The sequence below is a fragment of the Candidatus Goldiibacteriota bacterium genome, assembly GCA_016937715.1.
GTDB lineage: Bacteria > Oederibacteriota > PGYV01 > PGYV01 > PGYV01 > PGYV01.
This window is the reverse complement of the sequence record JAFGWA010000073.1, coordinates 1-19725: the sequence shown is the minus strand read 5'-3', so window position 1 is coordinate 19725 and position 19725 is coordinate 1. Positions and strand designations below refer to the sequence as shown.

The window sequence follows — 19725 nt, the reverse complement described above, 5'->3', positions numbered from 1 at the left end:
TTGTTACTTGTTACTTGTTACTTGTTACTTGTTACTTGTTACTTGTTACCTGTCAGTTAGCTTATAACCCTTTGCAGTATTTCCTGGCAGCGGCAAGTTCCTTCTTATTCTTCATCAGGCGCGGCCACAAAGGAAAAGAAGCACACTGAAAAGGCCTTACCGGATATATGGAACATTTCTTATTTTTAAGAAAAATACACGCTCCGGATTCATCCCATCTTAAAGTTCTTCCCTGCCAGATAAACCACTTTGTATATTTTTCTTTAAATTCTTTTACCTGCATTCCCAGATATGACGCTATTTTGTCTGATTCCCCTCTTTTCAAGTAAATAAACCCCACACCACAGCAGGCGCCGCACTGCCTGCATGAAAAGTTTATGCTGGTCTTTATCATACGCTTTTTAACAAGCTGTTTTTTATCCATGTAAACTTCCCCTGCCGATATTGTTGTGTTATTCTTCGGGACGCGCAGGAGCGCATCCCCCGCAAAACATGCTTTAATCAGTTTACATAACCCGCGCTTTAAAGAAAACACATTTTTTAATAAAAAAAAACAACCGCGGGTAATTAAACCCGCGGTTGTTTTGAAGCTTATGTTATCTTTTAAATTGCTTTAAACGAATATTCCCCTTTTTACGTAATGGGTGTGAAGCAGTTCATGTGACAGGTGGCCAAGCGGTTCTTTTAAGAACTCGTCATACAGCGCTTTTACTTCAGGATTTTCATGGGATTTTCTTAACCCCTTTTTCCTGTCTTCGGAATAAATTGAATCCGCCCTTTTCTGCCTTATTGCCCAGGTGGTCGGTATCGGCTGTCCGCCGCCGCCTAAGCATCCGCCGGGGCATGTCATAACTTCAATAAACGCGTAAGGCGACTTGCCGTCTTTTATCTGGTCTAAAAGTTTTCTGGCATTGCCAAGCGTATGCGCCACAGCCACTTTTATCTTTGTGCCGTTTAAATCAAGCTCCGCTTCCCTTATGCCTTCAAAGCCCCTGACCACTTTTAAGTCAAGGCTTGGCAGCGGTTTTCCCACGACCACTTCATAAGCGGTCCTTACCGCGGCTTCCATTACGCCGCCGGTCGCGCCGAATATAACAGCGGCTCCGGTTGACGCGCCAAGGGGCGAATCAAATTCTTCTTCCGGAAGGGTTGCAAAATGTATACCCGCCTGCTTGAACATCCTTGCAAGCTCCCTTGTGGTAAGGACATAATCAATATCATAAAATTTATCCTCTTTGGAAAGTTCCATCTTGTCTTTCCAGAACTCAAGGGCGCCGGCCATTTCTTCCCTTTTGGCTTCATACTTTTTGGCGGTGCACGGCATTATAGATACAACCACAATCTTTCTTGGGTCAATTCCCATCTTCTGCGCGTAATAACTTTTTGCAAGCGCGCCGAACATCTGCTGCGGCGATTTGCATGTGGAAAGGTGCGCAAGCTGTTCAGGATAAAAGTGTTCAAAGAATTTTATCCATCCCGGCGAGCATGATGTCATCATAGGCAGAGTGCCGCCTTTTGTAAGCCTTTTAATAAGCTCGTGCCCTTCTTCCATAATTGTCAGGTCAGCGGCAAAGTCCGTATCAAACACATTGTTAAAACCAAGCCTGCGTAATGCTGAAACCATCTGCCCTGTTACAAGGGCGCCTTCGCCCATTCCCATTGCTTCGCCGATTCCCACCCTGATAGCCGGGGCAGTCTGCACCACCACAACTTTTTCCGGATCCTGCAGTTCTTTCCATACAGCCCTTGTATCGTCCCTTTCTACTATAGCGCCGGTGGGGCATACAATGGCGCACTGTCCGCAGTTTGTGCAGGCGATATTGCCAAGACCCTTTTCCATATACGTGGATATCTTTGTCTTAATACCCCTTTTTGAAAAATCAATCGCGTAAACCGTCTGCATTTCAGAACATACCGCCACGCACCTTCCGCAAAGTATGCATTTATTCGGATCCCTGATTAAAGACGGCGATGTTTCATCCAAAGGTTCATCACACTTTGTTTTTACAAACCTGCTTGTTCCGTCAATTCCCAAAATATAAGACATTGCCTGAAGCTCGCAGTTGCCGTTTCTGGCGCAGTTTAAACAATCCGTGGGATGATTCGCAAGAATCAATTCCAGATTTGTACGCCTTGCTTCCATTACCTTAGGGCTGGATGTCATAATATCCATTCCTTCTGTTATCTCCGTGCAGCATGACCTTATAAGAGATTTTGCCCCTTTTACTTCCACCACGCAGATACCGCACGACGCGTTTTTAGAGACATCTTCCAGGTAACATAAAGTCGGGATATCAATACCCAGCGCTTTACAGGCTTTGACAATTGTCAGGCCTTTTTCCGCTTTATAATCTTTGCCGTTTACTTTAATTGATATTTTGTTGTTTTCCATGGCCGGCCTCCTTATTGTTTCTGGCACGACTTAACGTCGCACCTTAAGCAGCGTACTGCTTCTCGTTTTGCCTGTTCGCCCGAATATCCGGAGAGTATTTCCTGAAAATTTCTTACCCTTTCTTTAGCCGGAACTTTCTTTGTTTTGGTGTTCCTGCCGCCTTCCGGTTTTAACGGGACTTCATTTTTGTATTCAAACTTTCTAAACAGTTTATCAAACCTGTTCTCGCCCATAAGCGCAAAATCAATCGCGCCAGCCGCTGTTTTTGCCGTGCCCATTGCTTCTGCCGCGGTTGCCGGCCCTGTTACCGCGTCGCCGCCCGCGAACACTTTTGTATTCGCCGTCTTATAACTGAACGGGTCAACTTTTAAAGTACCGTCTTTGTTTATTTCCACGCCCAGTTCTTTTGCAAGGGCGGGGTCAACTTTTTCGCCCACGGCAAGTATCACTGTGTCGCATTTTATTATCTCTGTTTCACCTGTAGCCACAGGCTTGCGGCGGCCTGACCTGTCTATACCGCCAAGCTTCATTATCTCCACTTCAAGGCCTTTTACTGTTTTACCCGGCCCTTCTATAACAGCTTTGGGCCCTGACAGAAGTTTAAATTTAATGTTTTCCGCTTCCGCGTCTTCTATTTCATGGATGTTAGCGGGCATTTCGTTTCTGTCCCTTCTGTAAACTATTGTGACATCCGCGCCAAGCCTTAAGGCTGTCCTTGCCGCGTCTATTGCCACGTTTCCGGCGCCTATAACCGCCACTTTTTTTCCCACTTTAACTTTTTTACCCTGCGCGAAATTTTCCAGAAAACGGTATCCCGGAATAACACCGTTTAATTTAACTCCCGGTATATCAAGATCCGACTCTTTCTGCGCGCCAAAAGCCATATACACAATGTCATTTGATTTAAGCAGCGCTTTTGTGGAAATGTCTTTGCCTATCAGGGTGTTCATTACAAATTTAACTCCGAATTTTTTCAGCATTTCTATCTCTTTCTGAAGTATATCTTTGGGCAGCCTGTACGCGGGTATGCCGTACTGAAGAATTCCGCCGGGTTCTTTATGCGGGTCGTATACAGTGACTGAATGGCCAAGCCTTGCAAGATAGTACGCAAGCGTAATACCGGCCGGCCCCGCGCCCGCTATTGCCACTTTTTTTCCTGTCTTTGGCAGCATTTCTTTTATAAGCTTCGCGTATATCTGTTTTTCTTTTCCCATTTTATACATTGTATCCGCAAGGTAACGGTGTATTTCGCCCTGTGCTACCGATTCATCAACAGATTCCCTGCGGCATCTCATCTGGCAGTGGAAATGGCATATTCTGCCCATTGTTCCGGGCAGCGGATTGTCGCGCAGCGTGGATTCAAAAGCTTCTTCAAGCCTTCCTTCTTTTAACATCTGCAGGTACGCGGGTATGTTCATATGAAGAGGGCAGCTGTTTTCGCAAAGCGCCATGAAAAGGTCTTCACATACTCCCGCGTTGCATCTGCTTTCAATGATATGCGATATATACTCGTTTTTAAAATACCTAAGCGTTGTCAGAACCGGATTCGCGCTTGTCTGTCCAAGCCCGCACAGCGATGAATCTTTTATTACATAAGCAAGCCTTTCAAGCGTTTCCAGATCTTCCAGTTTTCCTTTTCCCCTTGTTATCCTGTTAAGAATATTCAAAAGCTGCGACAAGCCTTCCCTGCAAGCTGTGCATTTTCCGCACGATTCAGATGAAGTAAATTCCACAAAATACCTTGCCACATCAACCATGCAGTTGTCCTGGTCCATTACCACCATTCCGCCCGACCCCATAATGGCGCCGATGGAAGCAAGCGATTCATAATCCACGGGCGTATTGAAAAGTTCAACAGGAATACATCCGCCCGAAGGGCCGCCTGTCTGAACCGCTTTTATTTTTTTATTTTTTCCCGCGCCTTCGCCCATCTGATAAATAATACTTTCAAGCGGAGTGCCCAGAGGCAGTTCCACAAGGCCGGTATTTTTAATTTTTCCGACAAGCGAGAATACTTTGGTTCCGGATGATTTGTCCGTGCCGGTTTTCGCGAAGAAATCACCGCCCCTGTTAATGATAAGCGGGATATTGCACCACGACTCCACGTTATTGATGCTGGTGGGTTTTCCCCAAAGGCCTTTCTGCGCCGGAAACGGCGGCCTTGGTTTGGACCTGCCCGCCTTTCCTTCTATTGATGACATAAGCGCGGTTTCTTCGCCGCATACAAAAGCGCCGGCGCCTTCCACGTATTCAAGGTCAAAAGAGAATTTTGTACCGAATATATTGTCCCCCATAATGCCAAGCGCTTTACACTGTTTAACCGCCGCTTTTAACCTTTCAACAGCCAGCGGATATTCAGCCCTGATATACACAACGCCCTTGGACGCGCCCATAACGTATGCGCCTATAATCATGCCTTCAATAAGGGCATGAGGGTCGCTCTCTATTTCATTTCTGTTCATATAAGCGCCCGGATCGCCTTCGTCGGCGTTACATATAATGTATTTTTCTTCCGCCTGCACATTTTTCATTATTTCCCATTTTTTAGCTACCGGGAAACCCGCGCCGCCGCGGCCGCGCAGCTTTGATTTTCTTACTTCATCAAGTACTGTGTCAGGCGTCATCTTTGTAAGAGCGTTAAACAGCGCCTGATATCCGCCTACCGCGATGTATTCTTCTATGTCGGCAGGATTTATTATTCCCGCGTCGCGGAGCACCATCTTTTTCTGCCCTTTAAAAAACGGAATTTCATCCCATGCCGGCACTTCCATAAGGTCTTTTCCGTATTCTATTTTTGACGTTAAAAAATCCCACTCTTCAATTTTACACAGCGCTTTTTTAACCGGCATATTTCCCTTTGCCAAGCTGTCCACAATTGAAGGTACATCCTTTAATGTAACTTTGCTTAGTATTACCAGCGGCATCCCCGGTATATAAACATTTACAAGCGGTTCCGCGGCACAGAATCCAAAACACCCGGTCTGGTTTAATCTAACAGGTACCTTTTTTTTGCCTATCGCGCCCGCAAAAGCTTCAAAAAGCTTATCCGCGTCGTTTCCAATACCGCACGTTCCCATTCCCACAGATATCATGGGGGTGTTAGGCTGTATCTTTTTCATTCCGGCGGCTTTGACCGCGTTAAGAGAATTGATGTCTGTTATTTTCATTTTTTAGCTCCTTTCGCGGTTTTTTCTATAAGCCTGGAAAGCTGAGAATTGGAGACGTTGCTGTAAATTATGCCGTCTATTGATACCACAGGGGCAAGCGCGCACTGTCCAAAACACGCAACTGTCCTTACCGTAAATTTATTGTCATCCGTGGTAAATGAAGGTTCTCCGCCTTCAAGTTTATCAGCACATCCAAAACGCGACGCAAGGTCGTCAAGAAGGCTTTTAGAGCCTTTTGTATGGCATGCGGTTCCCCTGCAGACGATTATAGTGTGGTCTCCCTGCGGCTGCATATTAAAGAAAGAATAAAATGTTATTACACTGTAAAGCCTTGATAATGGAACTCCTGTTTTTAACGCGATGTAATTTAAAACCTCTTCGGGAAGGTATTTGTACTTTACCGCTTCCTGTGCCTGTTCCAGAATACCAAGCAGCTTCCCCTGTTTACCCTCGTAACTTGCGATGATTGCGTCTAATTTCTTTGGGTCAATAAAATCACTTAATTTTTTCTTTTCTTTTAAACCCGTTTTACCCTGGCTCATCAATGCCTCCTTGTGCAAAATAGTATATTATTCTACATTAATCGCTATATATATTTTAAAAAAACTATAACGTTGTATTATTTTTCACAAGAAAACAAACAATTTAAATTTCAAGACTATATATCATATTATGAAATGAGTTTAACATATAAGAAATAAATTTGTCAATGATTTTTTGCGTTCAGCTATGCGAAACACATTTAATGCTTATAAAACAGGCATAAAAAGGTTATAAATGTACCTTTTTTTGAATTTAGTGTGTGATTTTTTAGGCTGGTTTGTTGCTGTATTTCTGTGTCATGTTTCCAAGCTTCTTAGCTTCTGCTCTTGCACATTTCTAAGTCTTTGTATTTTCGTCCCTCCAAACTGCTGCCTTTTCTTCCGCTTCTGCTTAACTGCTTTATGCTTATCTGTTTTTATATCTAACCAAGCCTCCAAGCATCTAAGCATCCAAGCCTCTAATTCACGCGCTTTCCCGCTTCACTAACTCCGGCTTAAATACCCTTTTTTCCGGAGCCATAAGTATTTTCCCGACGTCAATAGTTGCCATCATGTACGCGTTTACCGCCATTTCTTCAATTGGCTGCCTTATTGTGGTAAGAGCGGGTTTGCATGTCTTAGCCGCGTCTATGTCGTCATAACCCACAAGCGCGATAGTTTCAGGAATGGCCATTTTAAGTTCTCTTATTGATTTCAATATGCCCATGGCGCACATATCACCCGCGGCACAGAAAACCGCGTCCGGCTGAATTCCGTCTTTAATAAATTTCTGCATCGCTTCAGTGCCTTCACTATATGAATAACTTATCACTTCAGCAAGATATTTAGGATTAAATTCAACACCGCTTTCTTTTAACGCCTGCATAAAACCCGCAAAACGTTTTTTAGCATTAAAACCGCCTTCCACATTCATACGGCCGGAAACTATTGCAATATCCTTTCTTCCCTGTTTGGCAAGATAGGCGCCCGCAATGTACCCGCCCGCCATATTATCCGTGGTAACCGTGGACGCGCCTTCACATTCGGCGTCAATAAGAATAACAGGAACATTTTTCGCTTTATACTGCGCCACTATCGCGGCGGGCACATCAATGCTTACGCCGATTAAAGCGGACGGCTTAATTTTATCAAGTGCTTTTAAAAGTTTGTCATTACCGTCAGCCATTCCATACGTCTGAAGCCTGGTTATATTCTGACCGGGCTTCACGCATTTGGTTATATAGTTTAATACCTGTGAAGGAAAAGTATGCGCAAAATTTGCCGCCGCAACCGCAATTACCGAATCTTCAGCCATTTACTCTCCGCCTTCAGTTTTTATCTGTTATAATTATTTTAAAATTGTTTCTTTGATGTAATTGTCTATTCCCTTCGCCGCTTTTTTCCCCGCTCCCATTGCCGCAATTACGGTTGATGAACCCGTGGAAATATCACCGCCGGCAAATATTCCCGGAAGCGAAGTAGCCCCTGTTTCCGCGTCAGCTTCAATGTATCCCCACTTATTAAGCTTAAGCCCCGCGATATCAGATGTCATAAGCTTGTTGGCTTTGGTGCCAAGCGCGGATATTACCGTATCCACCTCTATTTCAAAATCAGAACCGGCAACAGCCACAGGTTTTCTTCTGCCGGATTCATCCGGTTCGCCAAGCTCCATCTTAATGCATTTTAAAGATTTCACCCAGCCCTGCTCATTTTCCATCACAGCTATCGGATTAGTCAAAAGCTTAAAAATAATGCCTTCTTCTTTTGCGCGTTCTTTTTCTTCTATCCTTGCAGGCATTTCATCTTCTGACCGCCTGTAAACTATGTAAACTTCTTCAACACCCGGAAGCCTGCGCGACCATCTTGCCGCGTCCATTGCCACGTTACCGGCGCCAACTACCGCCACTTTTTTTCCAAGCTTAACGGGTGTGTCATATTCAGGAAACCTGTATGCTTTCATCGCGTTGATTCTGGTTAAAAATTCATTTGCCGAATATACGCCTTTGGCCTGTTCGCCGGGTATCCCAAGAAACATGGGCGTTCCCGCGCCCACCCCTATAAACAGGGCTTTGTATCCAAGTTTAAATAAATCATCAACCGTATAAGATTTTCCCACTGCCACATTAAGCTTAAATTCAACGCCCAGGCTTTTTAAATAATCAACTTCCCCCTGAACAATTGTTTTAGGCAGGCGAAATTCCGGAATGCCGTAAATTAAAACGCCGCCGGCAAGATGCATGGCTTCAAATACAACGGGAGAATAACCCATTTTTGCAAGGTCCCCTGCAACTGTCAGTCCGGCCGGCCCCGCGCCTGCAATGGCTATTTTAACTTGATTACCATCTTTATCCTTAATTTTATTAATTGCCGCGGGCGCGGGTTTTGTATTCTGTGTTTCCCAGTCTGCCGCAAAACGTTCCAGCGCGCCTATGTTAATGGGATTTTTTGTCTTTTGCATCACACATGCAAGTTCGCACTGCTCTTCCTGAGGGCATACCCTTCCGCATACAGCAGGCAGGCTGGAATCTATTTTTATAGTGTCAATTGCGCCTTTAAAATCTTTTATTGTAATCTGCCTGATAAATTCCTTAATATTTATGTTTACCGGGCACCCTGAAATACAGGTTGGGTTCTTGCACTGAAGGCAGCGGTTTGCCTCTTCAATTGCTTCTTCTTCATTATATCCAAAAGGTACTTCATTAAAATTCTTTATCCTGTCCGCGGATTCCTGCTGCCTTACTTTTATGCGCGGCCTTTTTGCCTTTGGAACATTATTTTCTGCCATCGAAAGCCTCCTTAATGCCTTTGTCAAGCCTGCAGTGGTGGTCTGCTGATGTCTTTTCTTCATCTTTATAAGCCGCAAGCCTGCTTGTAAGCTGGTCAAAATCCACTTTATGCCCGTCAAAGTCCGGCCCGTCAACGCACGCGAATTTAACTTCCCCGCCTACTGTTACCCTGCATCCGCCGCACATTCCGGTGGCATCCACCATCATTGCGTTTAAACTTACCACAGTGGGAACGCCGTACGTTTTAGTAAGTTCAGACACCGCTTTCATCATAACCACGGGGCCTACCGCCACTACAAGGTCCGGCCTGTTATCGCTTTCAATTAAATTTTTAAGGATATCAGTGACAAAACCTTTCTGGCCCGCGGAACCGTCATTTGTCGCCAGCAAAAGTTCATCAGAAACCGACTTCATTTCTTCTTCAAGTATCACAAGTTCTTTTGTCCTGTATCCTATAATAGAGAATACTTTATTCCCGTCCTCTTTTAACTGCCTTGCTATCGGGAATATGGCAGGCACACCCACTCCTCCGCCTACCACCGCCACTTTCCCGTATTTTTTAGAATGAAAATGCTTTCCAAACGGACCGGCCACCGCGTAAATATTATCGCCGACGTTTAACTTTCCAAGTTTCACTGTTGATAATCCTATTTCCTGGAAAATCATGTATAAGACCCCTGTTTCTTTATTCCAGTCATAAATCGTAAGCGGAATTCTTTCGCCTTTTTCATCCGGAATAACAACAAAAAAGTTACCCGCTTTTGCGTTAAAAACCACATCAGGCGCTTCAACCGCAAGCATTTTAATATCTTTAGTCAGTGCCTTTTTTTCAACAATTTTGTACATTAAAACCTCCCTATATATCGGATCAAATTATTGCCTGTTTTATATTAAGGGGGGCGCAGAACGCCCCCCTTAAGTTATAAAGCGTATGAAATACTAAACTACACCCTGCTCTATCATTGAATCCGCCACTTTCACGAATCCGGCTATGTTAGCGCCCATTACGTAGTTGCCGGGCTGGCCGTACTGTGTTGAAGCGTCAATGCACTGTTTGTGAATAGCAATCATAATATTGTGAAGCCTGACATCTACTTCTTCACGTGTCCATGAAAGCCTCAGCGAGTTCTGGCTCATTTCAAGCCCGGATGTTGCAACTCCGCCCGCGTTTGCGGCTTTTCCCGGCCCGTAAAGAATCTTGTTTGACAGATAAACTTCTATTGCTTCCGGCGTGGAAGGCATGTTTGCGCCTTCGCTTACAAGTTTGCAGCCATTGGCAATAAGAGCCTTCGCGTCATTTACATCCACTTCGTTCTGTGTGGCGCTTGGAAACGCGCAGTCCGCTTTAATTCCCCACGGCCTTTTGCCCGCGAAGAATTCGCATTTGTACTTATCAGCGTATTCTTTGATACGTCCGCGTTTTACATTCTTAAGTTCCATAACAAAAGCAAGTTTTTCCGGTGTGATTCCGTCTTTGTCGTAAATTGTGCCGTCTGAATCAGAAAGAGTTACGGCCTTTCCGCCAAGATCATTAATTTTTTCAATTGTGTACTGCGCCACGTTTCCGGAACCGGAAACAAGGCATGTCTTGCCTTTGATGGAATCATTTTTTGTCTTCATCATTTCTTCCGCAAAATATACGCAGCCGTATCCGGTTGCTTCAGGGCGTATTAAAGAGCCGCCCCATTTTAAGTTTTTACCTGTAAGCACGCCTGTGAATTCATTGGCAAGCCTTTTGTACTGTCCAAACATATAACCAATTTCACGTCCGCCTGTTCCAATGTCGCCCGCGGGAACGTCTGTATCCGGCCCAATGTGGCGGAAAAGTTCCGTCATAAAGGACTGTATGAAACGCATTACTTCATTATCCGATTTGCCTTTGGGATCAAAATCAGAACCGCCTTTGGCTCCGCCCATGGGCAAAGTGGTAAGCGAATTTTTAAATACCTATTCAAAACCTAAAAATTTAAGGATGGAAGCGTTTACTGAAGGATGTAAGCTGATTCCTCCTTTATATGGCCCAAGAGCGCTGTTAAACTGAAACCTGAAACCGCGGTTAACACGTACATTTCCTTTGTCATCAACCCATGGCACCCTGAATATTATCTGCCTTTCCGGCTCTACGATTCTTTCAAGTATGTTGTGTTCTTCATATTTCTTGTTCTTTGCAATTACGGGTTCCAGCGATTCAAGAACTTCCGTTACTGCCTGTAAAAATTCAGGTTCATTTGAATTGCGTTTTTTCACTGTTTCAATAACATTCTGTACGTATGACATTTGTTCCTCCTGCTTCATATTTAGATTAATTGTCTTTCGCGGCAGCAATGCCGCAGGCACACCGGTGTGCCGACTAAGATATTTTAGTACGCCCGCCTACACCTTTGTATACGGGAGTTTTTTTCAATCGGTAAATTATAACAAAATATCAAAAACATTCAAGGAAAGTTTACGGCGGGTACGGCAAAAGCGAGGGACGGAGGGACAGATGCACAGAGGGACGGAAGTAAGATCGTCGGCCCTCGCTTTTTCGCTCCGGTTTTCTTGCATTGGTAGCCGCACCCTTTTAGGGTGCGTGTCTTTTGTCTTAGTTTCTCGTTCCAGTTGAAGCGAGCCTGCGAAGCGGAAATCCCGGCAATGAAGCGAGCTTGCGAGCGAAAGAAGGCGGGATAGCCGCACCCTTTTAGGGTGCGTGTTTTTTATTTTAAAGACAAAACATAATCCGCGGGCTGAAGACCCGCGTCTACCAGGACAAAACGACGAAACTTTTAAATCTAAACCAACTGCCGCACCTTAAAAGGTGCGCCTACCAAACCTTTATTTAATATTTCGCTTATGCTTAATTGCTTATCTGCTTATAGTTTATACTTTAATCACTTCTGCATCTCGGAGGCAAGAAGGATAGCTTCGGCGATTTCTTTCATGCTCTTGCGGGAGTCCATTGACTTTTTATGTATGGCTTTGTGCGCCTGATCTTCCGTTAACTTTCCGTTTTTCATCAGAACGCCTTTGGCGCGTTCTATCAGCTTACGGGTTTCAAGCGCTTCTTTTGCCATTAACGCTTCTTCCTTTAGATTCATATTATCAATACTTATAGCTGCCTGGTTGGCAACCGCGCTTAATATGCTTATTTCTTCCGCCGTATATTTGTGTTTAACCACGGTGTAAACATCAATAACCCCTATAACCTTGCCGCGGACTTCCATAGGCACGGCAAGCATTGATTTCATGCCCTCTTTTTTCATTATTTCTTTATAAAAATACCTTGGTTCCGCCTGAATATCGTATACCGCTACCGGTTTTTTTGTCTGAACCGCATGTCCTGATATGCCTTCGCCCACTTTAAGCGGATTTTTATCCCTGTACTCTTTGCTTAGCGACTGCGTGGCTATTATTTTAAGCTCCTGCTTCTCTTCATCCACAAGCATTATAGAGCAGATTTTAGAATCCGTCATCTGCGCGGTTAATGTGGCCACAAGGTTAAGTATCTCTTCAAGATACTGGCCGGACACTATTGTCTTGCTTATTTTGGTAAGCGTCTCTATTTCCATGTTTTTTTCCGCGATAATCTTTTTAAGCTTCGCTATTTCATTATTTTTCTTTTTATCCGCGGAAGTTTCCTCTATTCCCTCTATTACTTTTTTACCTGCCATAGTTTTGTTTTCCTTTTGTGCTTTTTATAATATTTTTCGTTCCAAACTTTCTTACCGCAGTGCCGGATGGTGCGCCTTTAGGAACAGCGCCTTTAAATTTCGGCTGCCTGGGGGAAGAATTTACCCTCATTTTACGTTTACACCCTGAAGTTTTAACTGATTTTCTATCTGAACAAGGTCCATTACCCCGGCATTCCTGAAAAATTCATTCCCGTTTTCATCAAGAAATATAAACGCCGGTATCCTGTCAATATTATACTTCTTTGAAGCTTCGTAATCTTCCGGAATTCCAAGGTCATATTTTATCACCTTAACCTGCCCTTTATACTTTTTTTCCACCTGCGCGATGATGGGATTCATAAGGGTACAGGAACCGCAGTGCGCGTCAAATTTTTCTATTATAGTTACTTTATATTTTTCCGGCGCTTTTGAACACGCAAAAAAAGCCGCCGATAATACCGCCGCCATTAAACATACAAATACCATTTTATTTTTCATTATTATTCTCCTTTAACTGCCTGATTTCATTTTATAATCCGCTATCGCTTCTTTATATAACGCCAGCATCTTTTTTGCCATCGCGGATGATTCCCATTCTTTAGCGTGAAGCAGTGCTTCTTTTTTCTTCTGCGCGTAAAACTTTTTATCCGTAATCATCTTATTTACAGCGGCTACAAATTTATCAATTGACAGTTCGGTTAAAATGCCGCCTTTATTGCCTTCCATTACCTCTGCCACGCCCATCCTTTTCACCGCAACTACGGGAACTCCCGCGGAAAGCGCTTCCAGGATAACCAGGCCCTGCGTCTCTGTAACGGATGAAAAAACAAAAATATCCGCCAGCGACAGAATGTTCGGGCGCTGCAGGTCTGTATATGTACCAAGAAAAATAACGTGCTTTTCTATACCCATTACTTTCACAAGGTCTTTCAGTCGGGCTTCGTCGTACCCGCTGCCTGCCATTAACAGTTTTATATCCTTGTTTGTTTTAATAAGGCGTTTAAGCGCGTAAAAAAGAAAATCTATGTTTTTTTCTTTTTCAAGGCGCCCCATGTATAACAGGTTAACGCCTTTTTTTATCTGCGGATATTTTTCGCAGAATACACTGCATATTTTCTTCATGGGTTTTTTCATCTTAATGCCGGTCGGCACCACTTCTATGCGCTCCCTGACCTTATAATTTTCCAAAAGCGCCTTCATTCTTTTTGTCGGGGCTATTACAAGGTCCATTCTGTTGCAGTACCACCTGCTTATTCTGCGCGCCATACTTATGGAAATCATCTGCGGCACAAATTTAAGATAATGAACGTACGATTCAAAAAGCGTGTGATAAGTGTTAATTACCGGGCACCCCGTCTGCTTTGCCCAGAAAATGGCGCTTAAACCCAGCGCGAAAGGCGTCTGGGTATGAAAAACATCAAATTTTCTGGCCAGAATCTCTTTCTTTATCTTTTTACTCATGGACAGTGAAAACGGATTTGAAAGCCTGTCCTGAGGGTCAAAAAATATATGATGAGATTTAATCCTTATCACATATTTATTTTTATCTTTATAACCCGGAAAAAGGGGCGCTATAATGTAAACTTCATGCCCCATTTTCCTGTACTCTTCCGCGAAGTTGTCCATTGAAACGGAAACTCCGTTAATACGCGGAAAATACGTATCCGAAACCAGTGCTATTTTCATATTATAATTTTTCAACCTCTGTTTAATTAATCATTAAAATACCGGTCTGTTAAAGAACCTGTTATTTATTTCTTTTTTTTGTAACCGTCAATTGCCCTCTGGTAAAGCCCAAGCATTTTCTTTGCCATGGCTTCAGCAGACCATGCCTGAGCGTATTCAAAAGCTTCTTTCTTCTTTTCAGCGTATAACTGTTTATCATCAAGCATTTTAAAAACAGCCGCCGTAAATTCGTCCAGGTCGTGTTTTACAAGAAGCCCGCCTTTATTTCCCGCCATTACTTCAGCAACGCCCATTTCACCTACAGCCACAACAGGCGTACCTACCGCCATTGCTTCGGTTACCACAAGGCCCTGTGTCTCTGTAATTGAAGCGAAAGTGAAAAGGTCAGCCGCGGCATAGCAGTTAACCCAGTCCTGCGGTTCAAAATATCCAAGAAAAATTACGTTATCAATTACGCCTTCCGCTTTGGCCGCTTCGTGCACTTCTGCTTCTGCCGGCCCTTTTCCCGCAACTATTAATTTTACATCAGGCTTAACAGCCATTACCCTCTTTAACATTTTAAAGAGGAACGGAATATTTTTTTCATGCCCTATCCTGCCCATAAAGAGGAACAATATTGTTTCCGCGGAAATATTAAATTTTTTCCTGAAATCATCCCCGTGAAATATCTTAAACTTGTCCATTTTAATACCCGTGGGGTTAACTTCAACGGGTTTGGTGACACCGTACTGCACAAGCAGGTCTTTCATCTGCGTGGAAGGCGTGATGTTTAAATCCATCTTCTGGCTGTACCATTTGCTGATTCCTTTTGCCAGCCTTAAAGACATCCATCTTGGCATAAACCTGAAATAGTGAATGTATGATTCAAACAGCGTGTGATAAGTCTGAACAATCGGGCAGTCCATCTTCTTCGCCCATTTTATCGCCTCAATCCCAAGGGCAAAAGGGGTCTGCGTGTGGATAATGTCGTATTTTCTTTCAAGAATTTCTTTCTTAATTTTTATTCTGGCTGAAGGCAGATAAGGATTCGGCAGCCTGTCTTCCGGGTCAAAGAAAAGGTAATGTGATTTTATTCTTGTAACAAATTTTTCCATTGCTTCCGCGTCAGCAAGGTGGTCTGTCTTTCTGTGTGCCGGGAATTCAGGCGCCACAATGTGGGCTTCATGCCCAAGTTTTCTGAACTCATTTGCAAATGTATCAATTGACGTAACAACCCCGTTTACCCTTGGCCTGTATGTGTCTGTTACCATTAAAATTTTCATGCAATCCTCCTGTTATAGCGGGTTTAAAACCCTCTTATTGTTTTCTTTTTTCTTCCGTAATCTTTTCCCAAGCGTCCCTGATAAGGTGTTCAATATTGGGAAAATTGCCTATATGGTCGTGCCTGACCCCCCTTGAAAACCACTGCACAGCTTCGTTATTATTTCCAAGCAGCCTGTTTAATTCTCCGATAAGGTAAATAATTCCGGGTTCGCCTATCTTCTCCGGAATATAAGTCCCTTTTTCAAAGGTCTTAATATAGTATTCAAGCGCTTTTAGCATATATTCTTTTTCTTTATCCGTATTGCCGTCTTCCCTGTACATCCACGCTATATGCATATACAGGCCGGCTATTGTGTTGGGATTTTCCGGCTTAAAATGTTTGGCGTACGTCACCGCAAGAAGGTGTTTTTTTACCGCTTCTTCGGTGTTTGTTTCAAACGTCTCCGCGAAACGCACGTTCTTTTTTGCCGCTTTTACCGCAAGTGCTATCTGAATTACCTCTTTCTGATAGTCCAGCATAGCCTTGTCAAAATCGTCATTGCGCGCCGCAAAATTACATTCGGGGCACACGGTAACCGCGTATAACATCGGCTTTACATCTTCGTATGTCTTATGAAAATCCGTATCAATCCCTTTTACTTTAAGCGAAGACGCTTTAACCCTGGCCGTTTTAAAAGCCGCATCACAAGCCGGGCATTTAACCTCTTTAAGCCATAAATATCCGCTCATATTTTTATGTTATCCTTTAAAAAACTCTTCTATTCTGTTCAGCCCTTTTTCTATCTTTTCCATTGATGTAGCGTATGACATTCTGAAATGCACATCGCTTCCAAACGCCACGCCCGGCACCACAGCCACCTTGGCGGACGTTAAAAGCGCGTCAGCAAGGTTCATTGAATTTTCTATCTTTATACCGTTAAAAGTTTTTCCTACAAAACTGCTGAAATTCGGGAACACATAAAAAGCGCCTTCCGGTTCCACGCATGTAAGGCCCTGTATCGCGTTTACTCTCTGAAGGATATACTTTCTTCTTTTATCAAATTCCGCCACCATTTTGTTTACCACGGTAATATCAGTCTTTAACGCTTCAATCGCAGCCATCTGCGAAATAGTGGTAGGATTGGAAGTGGAATGCGACTGCATATTATCCATAGCTTTTACAAGTTCCATATCATCAGCGGCAATGTATCCTATTCTCCACCCTGTCATAGCGTGTGATTTGGAAACTCCGTTTACCACAACTGTTTTTGCCTTTGCCTCTTTTGAAAGCGAAGCAATGGAGATGTGTGTTTTACCGTTATAAAGGTTTTTCTCGTATATTTCATCGGATATCATAAGTATATTGTTTGCCAGGCAGATTTCAGCCAGTTTTTCAAGCGATGTTTTTGAAAGCACGCATCCGGTCGGGTTTGACGGCGAATTAATGATCATCATCTTTGTGTTTTTTGTTATCTTTGATTTTAAAAGTTCAAAATCAATCTCAAACTTTTTGGATTCATCAAGCTGTACAAGTACGGGAATTCCCTGCGCCATATTTACCATTTCCACATATGATACCCAGTAAGGTGAGAATATAATAACTTCATCCCCGGGATTTATTCCTGCCATAAAAATGTTAAACAGCGAATGTTTAGCGCCGCATGACACTATTATATTGGAAGGCTTGTATTCAAGTTTATTGTCTTCAAGAAGTTTTTTGGCAATCGGATTCTTTAAATCCGGCATTCCGGAAGAAGGAGTATATTTTGTTTTGTTGTCAACAATGGCTTTTATTCCGGCCACTTTGATATTATCAGGGGTGCTAAAATCAGGTTCCCCCGCTCCAAACCCGACAAGGTCAACCCCGTCAGCTATCATCTGTTTTGCTTTTGCGTCAATTGCCAGTGTTATTGAAGCCTGTACTTTCTTCATCCTGTCCGCAATCATCTTTACATCCTCCGATTTTATATATAAAATTTATGAGACTTAGAAATCTGTTATTTTTCTCAACTCTTTTATTCTGTCTTCAATTTTATCCATGCCCGCTTCCGCAAGGCGGTCTGTTCCAAACCCTTCCACGGTAAAAGAAGCCACCGTGTTGCCGTAAACCATGGCTTTTTTCAGCACCGCTTCATCTGTTTTATCCTGACCGGCAATGTGCCCGATAAAAGCGCCGGCGAAAGAGTCGCCCGCCCCTGTCGGGTCAATTACATTTTCCACCGGATATGACGGTATTGAAAAATACATTCCTTCAGGGCCTATGATAGAGGCTCCGTGTTCGCCTTTTTTTATTATTACGTACTTTGGCCCCAGTTTTCTTATTTCTCTGGCAGCCAGTAATAGATTGGGGGTTTTTGTAAACTGCCTTATTTCTGAATCATTCAAAACAACACAGGTTACCTTTGAAAATACCTCTGTCACTTCAGACCTTTTTATATCTATCCACAGGTTCATGGTATCACAAACCGAGAATTTAACGTTTTTCATCTGATTTAATACCTTAAGCTGAAGCGCGGGGTCTATATTTGCCAGAAAAAGATACGGCATATCTATATAAGAATCAGGCAGTACAGGGTCAAATTTTTCAAAGACATTCAATTCCGTGGTTATCGTATCCCTTGTATTCATATCAAGGTGGTAAACACCTTCCCAAAAAAATGATTTGCCTTTTTCCCGCTTAACTCCCGTTATATCAACACCCCTATTCTCTAACATTTTAAGGTGTTTTTCCTGAAAATCATCGCCAATTACCCCTACAATACCCGGTTTGGAAAATTTGCAGGCAGCCAAAGACGCGTATGTGCATGCCCCGCCCAATACACGCTCGCGGCGTTCAAAAGGTGTTGCAATTGTGTCATAAGCCATCGAACCCACAATAATTAAAGACATACTTCCTCCGTATAAATTCCACTATTTAAAACCATCCGCAAGGCATAAAAGTAACCTTTCAATTATACGATTTTATCATTATAAATATAGGAAAACAAGATAATTATCTCAAAAAGCACCTTAAGCTATAAGCAGATAAGCATTAGAGGAAGTCAGGTATTTGCGGTTAGCCATGGTAGACGCGGGTCTTTAGCCCGCGGCAGTTGCTCTTAATAACGCTCTTGTTCCGGCAGGCTCACCTTTTTAATACCAAGCCTATTATGAAATTGCTCGGTATTATTTGCGGCAGTTGGTTTTATAGGTTGTATTTAAATCAAAAACCACGCGCCTTAAAAGGCGCGGCTGCCTGATACTTTTAACTTAAATACAATGAAAAAGGGCTGTCAGCAGAAAAAGGTTTTAAACTTCCCTTTGCTGACAGCCCGTAAGTTTTTTTCTGGTAGGCCGGAACGGATTTGAACCGCCGACTTCCATCGTGTGAGGATGGCACTCTAACCAGCTGAGTTACCGGCCTACCTTGTATAATCTGATTATAGCCATAAACAACTTTATGTCAACGCATTAAACGCAAGCATAATTCCGTAAGTGTATTATTAAAAAAGAAATTTTATTATTCATGATATTTTAATATATATTCCGAAAAACTTAAGGGTATAATTTTTTAGGATTAATGTGGATTAGATACTGTTAAGAATTACTTTCAAAGCCTTTCAGGAATTTCTCTATAAGGCAGGCATTTTCATAAACTTCGCCAAGCACTTTTCTGTCGCCTGTTTTTGATTTTTCTATAAGGGTGGTTATCACTTCTTTTGCAGGGGTGGCTTCCATTGCTTCCGGCACCCTGAACGCGGAACATACCCTTAACATGCCGTTTTCCCACCTTATCTGATCCTCGGTTTTATCATCGTATGGAATATTTACTTTGTCATTATCCCTGTAAATTTCAAGCCATGTCTGAAGGTTTTCCGTGAATTCCTGAGTATCCATAGCCATCTCCGTCAGAATATAAAGTTCTTTTTCTTCAGTTTCCTGCCTGCGGCTGTCTCTTCTATATATTTCTTTATCTCTTTAACCATTTCAAATACAGCATCAATTCTGGAGCAGTCTTTTAAAGCTGAAAAAGAGACCGCTTTATTTAAAAACGCTTCAGCGGGAGTCCCCTTATATTCCGGGCTTATTCTAAGAACAGAAACAACCTTCAAAAGGTTCAACCCCTGTCTTTCATCAGTATAATTATAACGGAGCGTGCGGTTATTAAACTGAATATATACCGCTTCAAGCAGATTGACAGCTTCGTAGAATTCTTCTTTTGTCATCAAAACCTTCCCTAATACTTATTATATTCACGAATGTGTTATTTTAAGTATTTTGTTATATTAATTATATTATCTG

Annotated in this window: 17 protein-coding genes, 1 tRNA gene and 1 pseudogene; all 19 read right to left on the bottom strand. The window is 43.0% G+C overall.

Features of this window, described 5'->3' with window-relative positions; all coding sequences use genetic code 11:
* Positions 1 to 61: 61 nt before the first annotated feature.
* The 19 genes and pseudogenes from JXR81_07820 to JXR81_07730 all read right to left on the bottom strand — a co-directional run bounded on the left by JXR81_07820 (position 62) and on the right by JXR81_07730 (position 19649).
* A complete protein-coding gene (locus tag JXR81_07820; protein ID MBN2754758.1) occupies positions 62 to 424 on the bottom strand; it encodes a YkgJ family cysteine cluster protein in 363 nt (120 codons plus the stop codon).
* Positions 425 to 613: 189 nt separating this feature from the next.
* Positions 614 to 2392: an iron hydrogenase small subunit gene (locus JXR81_07815; protein MBN2754757.1), complete on the bottom strand. Its 1779-nt coding sequence runs from the start codon at positions 2390 to 2392 to the stop codon at positions 614 to 616.
* A gap of 11 nt (positions 2393 to 2403) precedes the next feature.
* Positions 2404 to 5559, bottom strand: coding sequence for an FAD-dependent oxidoreductase (locus tag JXR81_07810; protein ID MBN2754756.1), 3156 nt, complete (start codon positions 5557 to 5559; stop codon positions 2404 to 2406).
* Positions 5556 to 6101 carry an NAD(P)H-dependent oxidoreductase subunit E gene (locus JXR81_07805; GenBank protein MBN2754755.1) on the bottom strand — a complete coding sequence of 182 codons (546 nt, stop codon included), beginning with the start codon at positions 6099 to 6101 and terminating at the stop codon, positions 5556 to 5558. The genes JXR81_07810 and JXR81_07805 overlap by 4 nt, the downstream gene beginning before the upstream one ends.
* Before the next feature lie 463 nt (positions 6102 to 6564).
* Positions 6565 to 7395 carry a substrate-binding domain-containing protein gene (locus JXR81_07800; protein MBN2754754.1) on the bottom strand — a complete coding sequence of 277 codons (831 nt, stop codon included), beginning with the start codon at positions 7393 to 7395 and terminating at the stop codon, positions 6565 to 6567.
* A 33-nt stretch (positions 7396 to 7428) separates the two neighbouring features.
* A complete protein-coding gene (gene gltA / locus JXR81_07795; protein MBN2754753.1) occupies positions 7429 to 8865 on the bottom strand; it encodes an NADPH-dependent glutamate synthase in 1437 nt (478 codons plus the stop codon).
* A complete protein-coding gene (locus tag JXR81_07790) occupies positions 8852 to 9712 on the bottom strand; it encodes a sulfide/dihydroorotate dehydrogenase-like FAD/NAD-binding protein (GenBank protein ID MBN2754752.1) in 861 nt (286 codons plus the stop codon). Before JXR81_07790 ends, gltA begins: the two co-directional genes overlap by 14 nt.
* A gap of 93 nt (positions 9713 to 9805) precedes the next feature.
* A pseudogene (gene gdhA, locus JXR81_07785) lies at positions 9806 to 11143 on the bottom strand (NADP-specific glutamate dehydrogenase).
* 593 nt (positions 11144 to 11736) lie between these two features.
* On the bottom strand, positions 11737 to 12414 hold the full coding sequence (locus tag JXR81_07780; protein ID MBN2754751.1) for a GAF and ANTAR domain-containing protein: 678 nt from the start codon (positions 12412 to 12414) through the stop codon (positions 11737 to 11739).
* A gap of 91 nt (positions 12415 to 12505) precedes the next feature.
* Positions 12506 to 12646 (bottom strand): hypothetical protein, encoded by a 141-nt coding sequence (locus JXR81_07775; protein MBN2754750.1) that lies wholly within the window; start codon positions 12644 to 12646, stop codon positions 12506 to 12508.
* Positions 12643 to 13014, bottom strand: a complete 372-nt coding sequence (gene traF / locus JXR81_07770) for a conjugal transfer protein TraF (protein ID MBN2754749.1) — start codon at positions 13012 to 13014, stop codon at positions 12643 to 12645. The genes JXR81_07775 and traF overlap by 4 nt, the downstream gene beginning before the upstream one ends.
* Before the next feature lie 12 nt (positions 13015 to 13026).
* Positions 13027 to 14217, bottom strand: coding sequence for a glycosyltransferase (locus JXR81_07765; GenBank protein MBN2754748.1), 1191 nt, complete (start codon positions 14215 to 14217; stop codon positions 13027 to 13029).
* 50 nt (positions 14218 to 14267) lie between these two features.
* Complete coding sequence (locus JXR81_07760; protein ID MBN2754747.1) at positions 14268 to 15464, bottom strand: glycosyltransferase; 1197 nt, start codon at positions 15462 to 15464, stop codon at positions 14268 to 14270.
* Between the two features lie 34 nt (positions 15465 to 15498).
* Positions 15499 to 16194, bottom strand: a complete 696-nt coding sequence (locus JXR81_07755; protein ID MBN2754746.1) for a DUF2225 domain-containing protein — start codon at positions 16192 to 16194, stop codon at positions 15499 to 15501.
* A 9-nt stretch (positions 16195 to 16203) separates the two neighbouring features.
* Positions 16204 to 17391, bottom strand: coding sequence for a pyridoxal phosphate-dependent aminotransferase (locus JXR81_07750; protein MBN2754745.1), 1188 nt, complete (start codon positions 17389 to 17391; stop codon positions 16204 to 16206).
* 39 nt (positions 17392 to 17430) lie between these two features.
* Entirely contained in the window at positions 17431 to 18333 is a 903-nt protein-coding gene (locus JXR81_07745; protein ID MBN2754744.1) for a sugar kinase, read from the bottom strand.
* A gap of 437 nt (positions 18334 to 18770) precedes the next feature.
* Positions 18771 to 18847, bottom strand: a tRNA-Val gene (locus tag JXR81_07740).
* Positions 18848 to 19020: 173 nt separating this feature from the next.
* Positions 19021 to 19320 (bottom strand): hypothetical protein, encoded by a 300-nt coding sequence (locus JXR81_07735; protein ID MBN2754743.1) that lies wholly within the window; start codon positions 19318 to 19320, stop codon positions 19021 to 19023.
* A gap of 11 nt (positions 19321 to 19331) precedes the next feature.
* Positions 19332 to 19649 carry a hypothetical protein gene (locus JXR81_07730; protein ID MBN2754742.1) on the bottom strand — a complete coding sequence of 106 codons (318 nt, stop codon included), beginning with the start codon at positions 19647 to 19649 and terminating at the stop codon, positions 19332 to 19334.
* Positions 19650 to 19725: the final 76 nt, after the last annotated feature.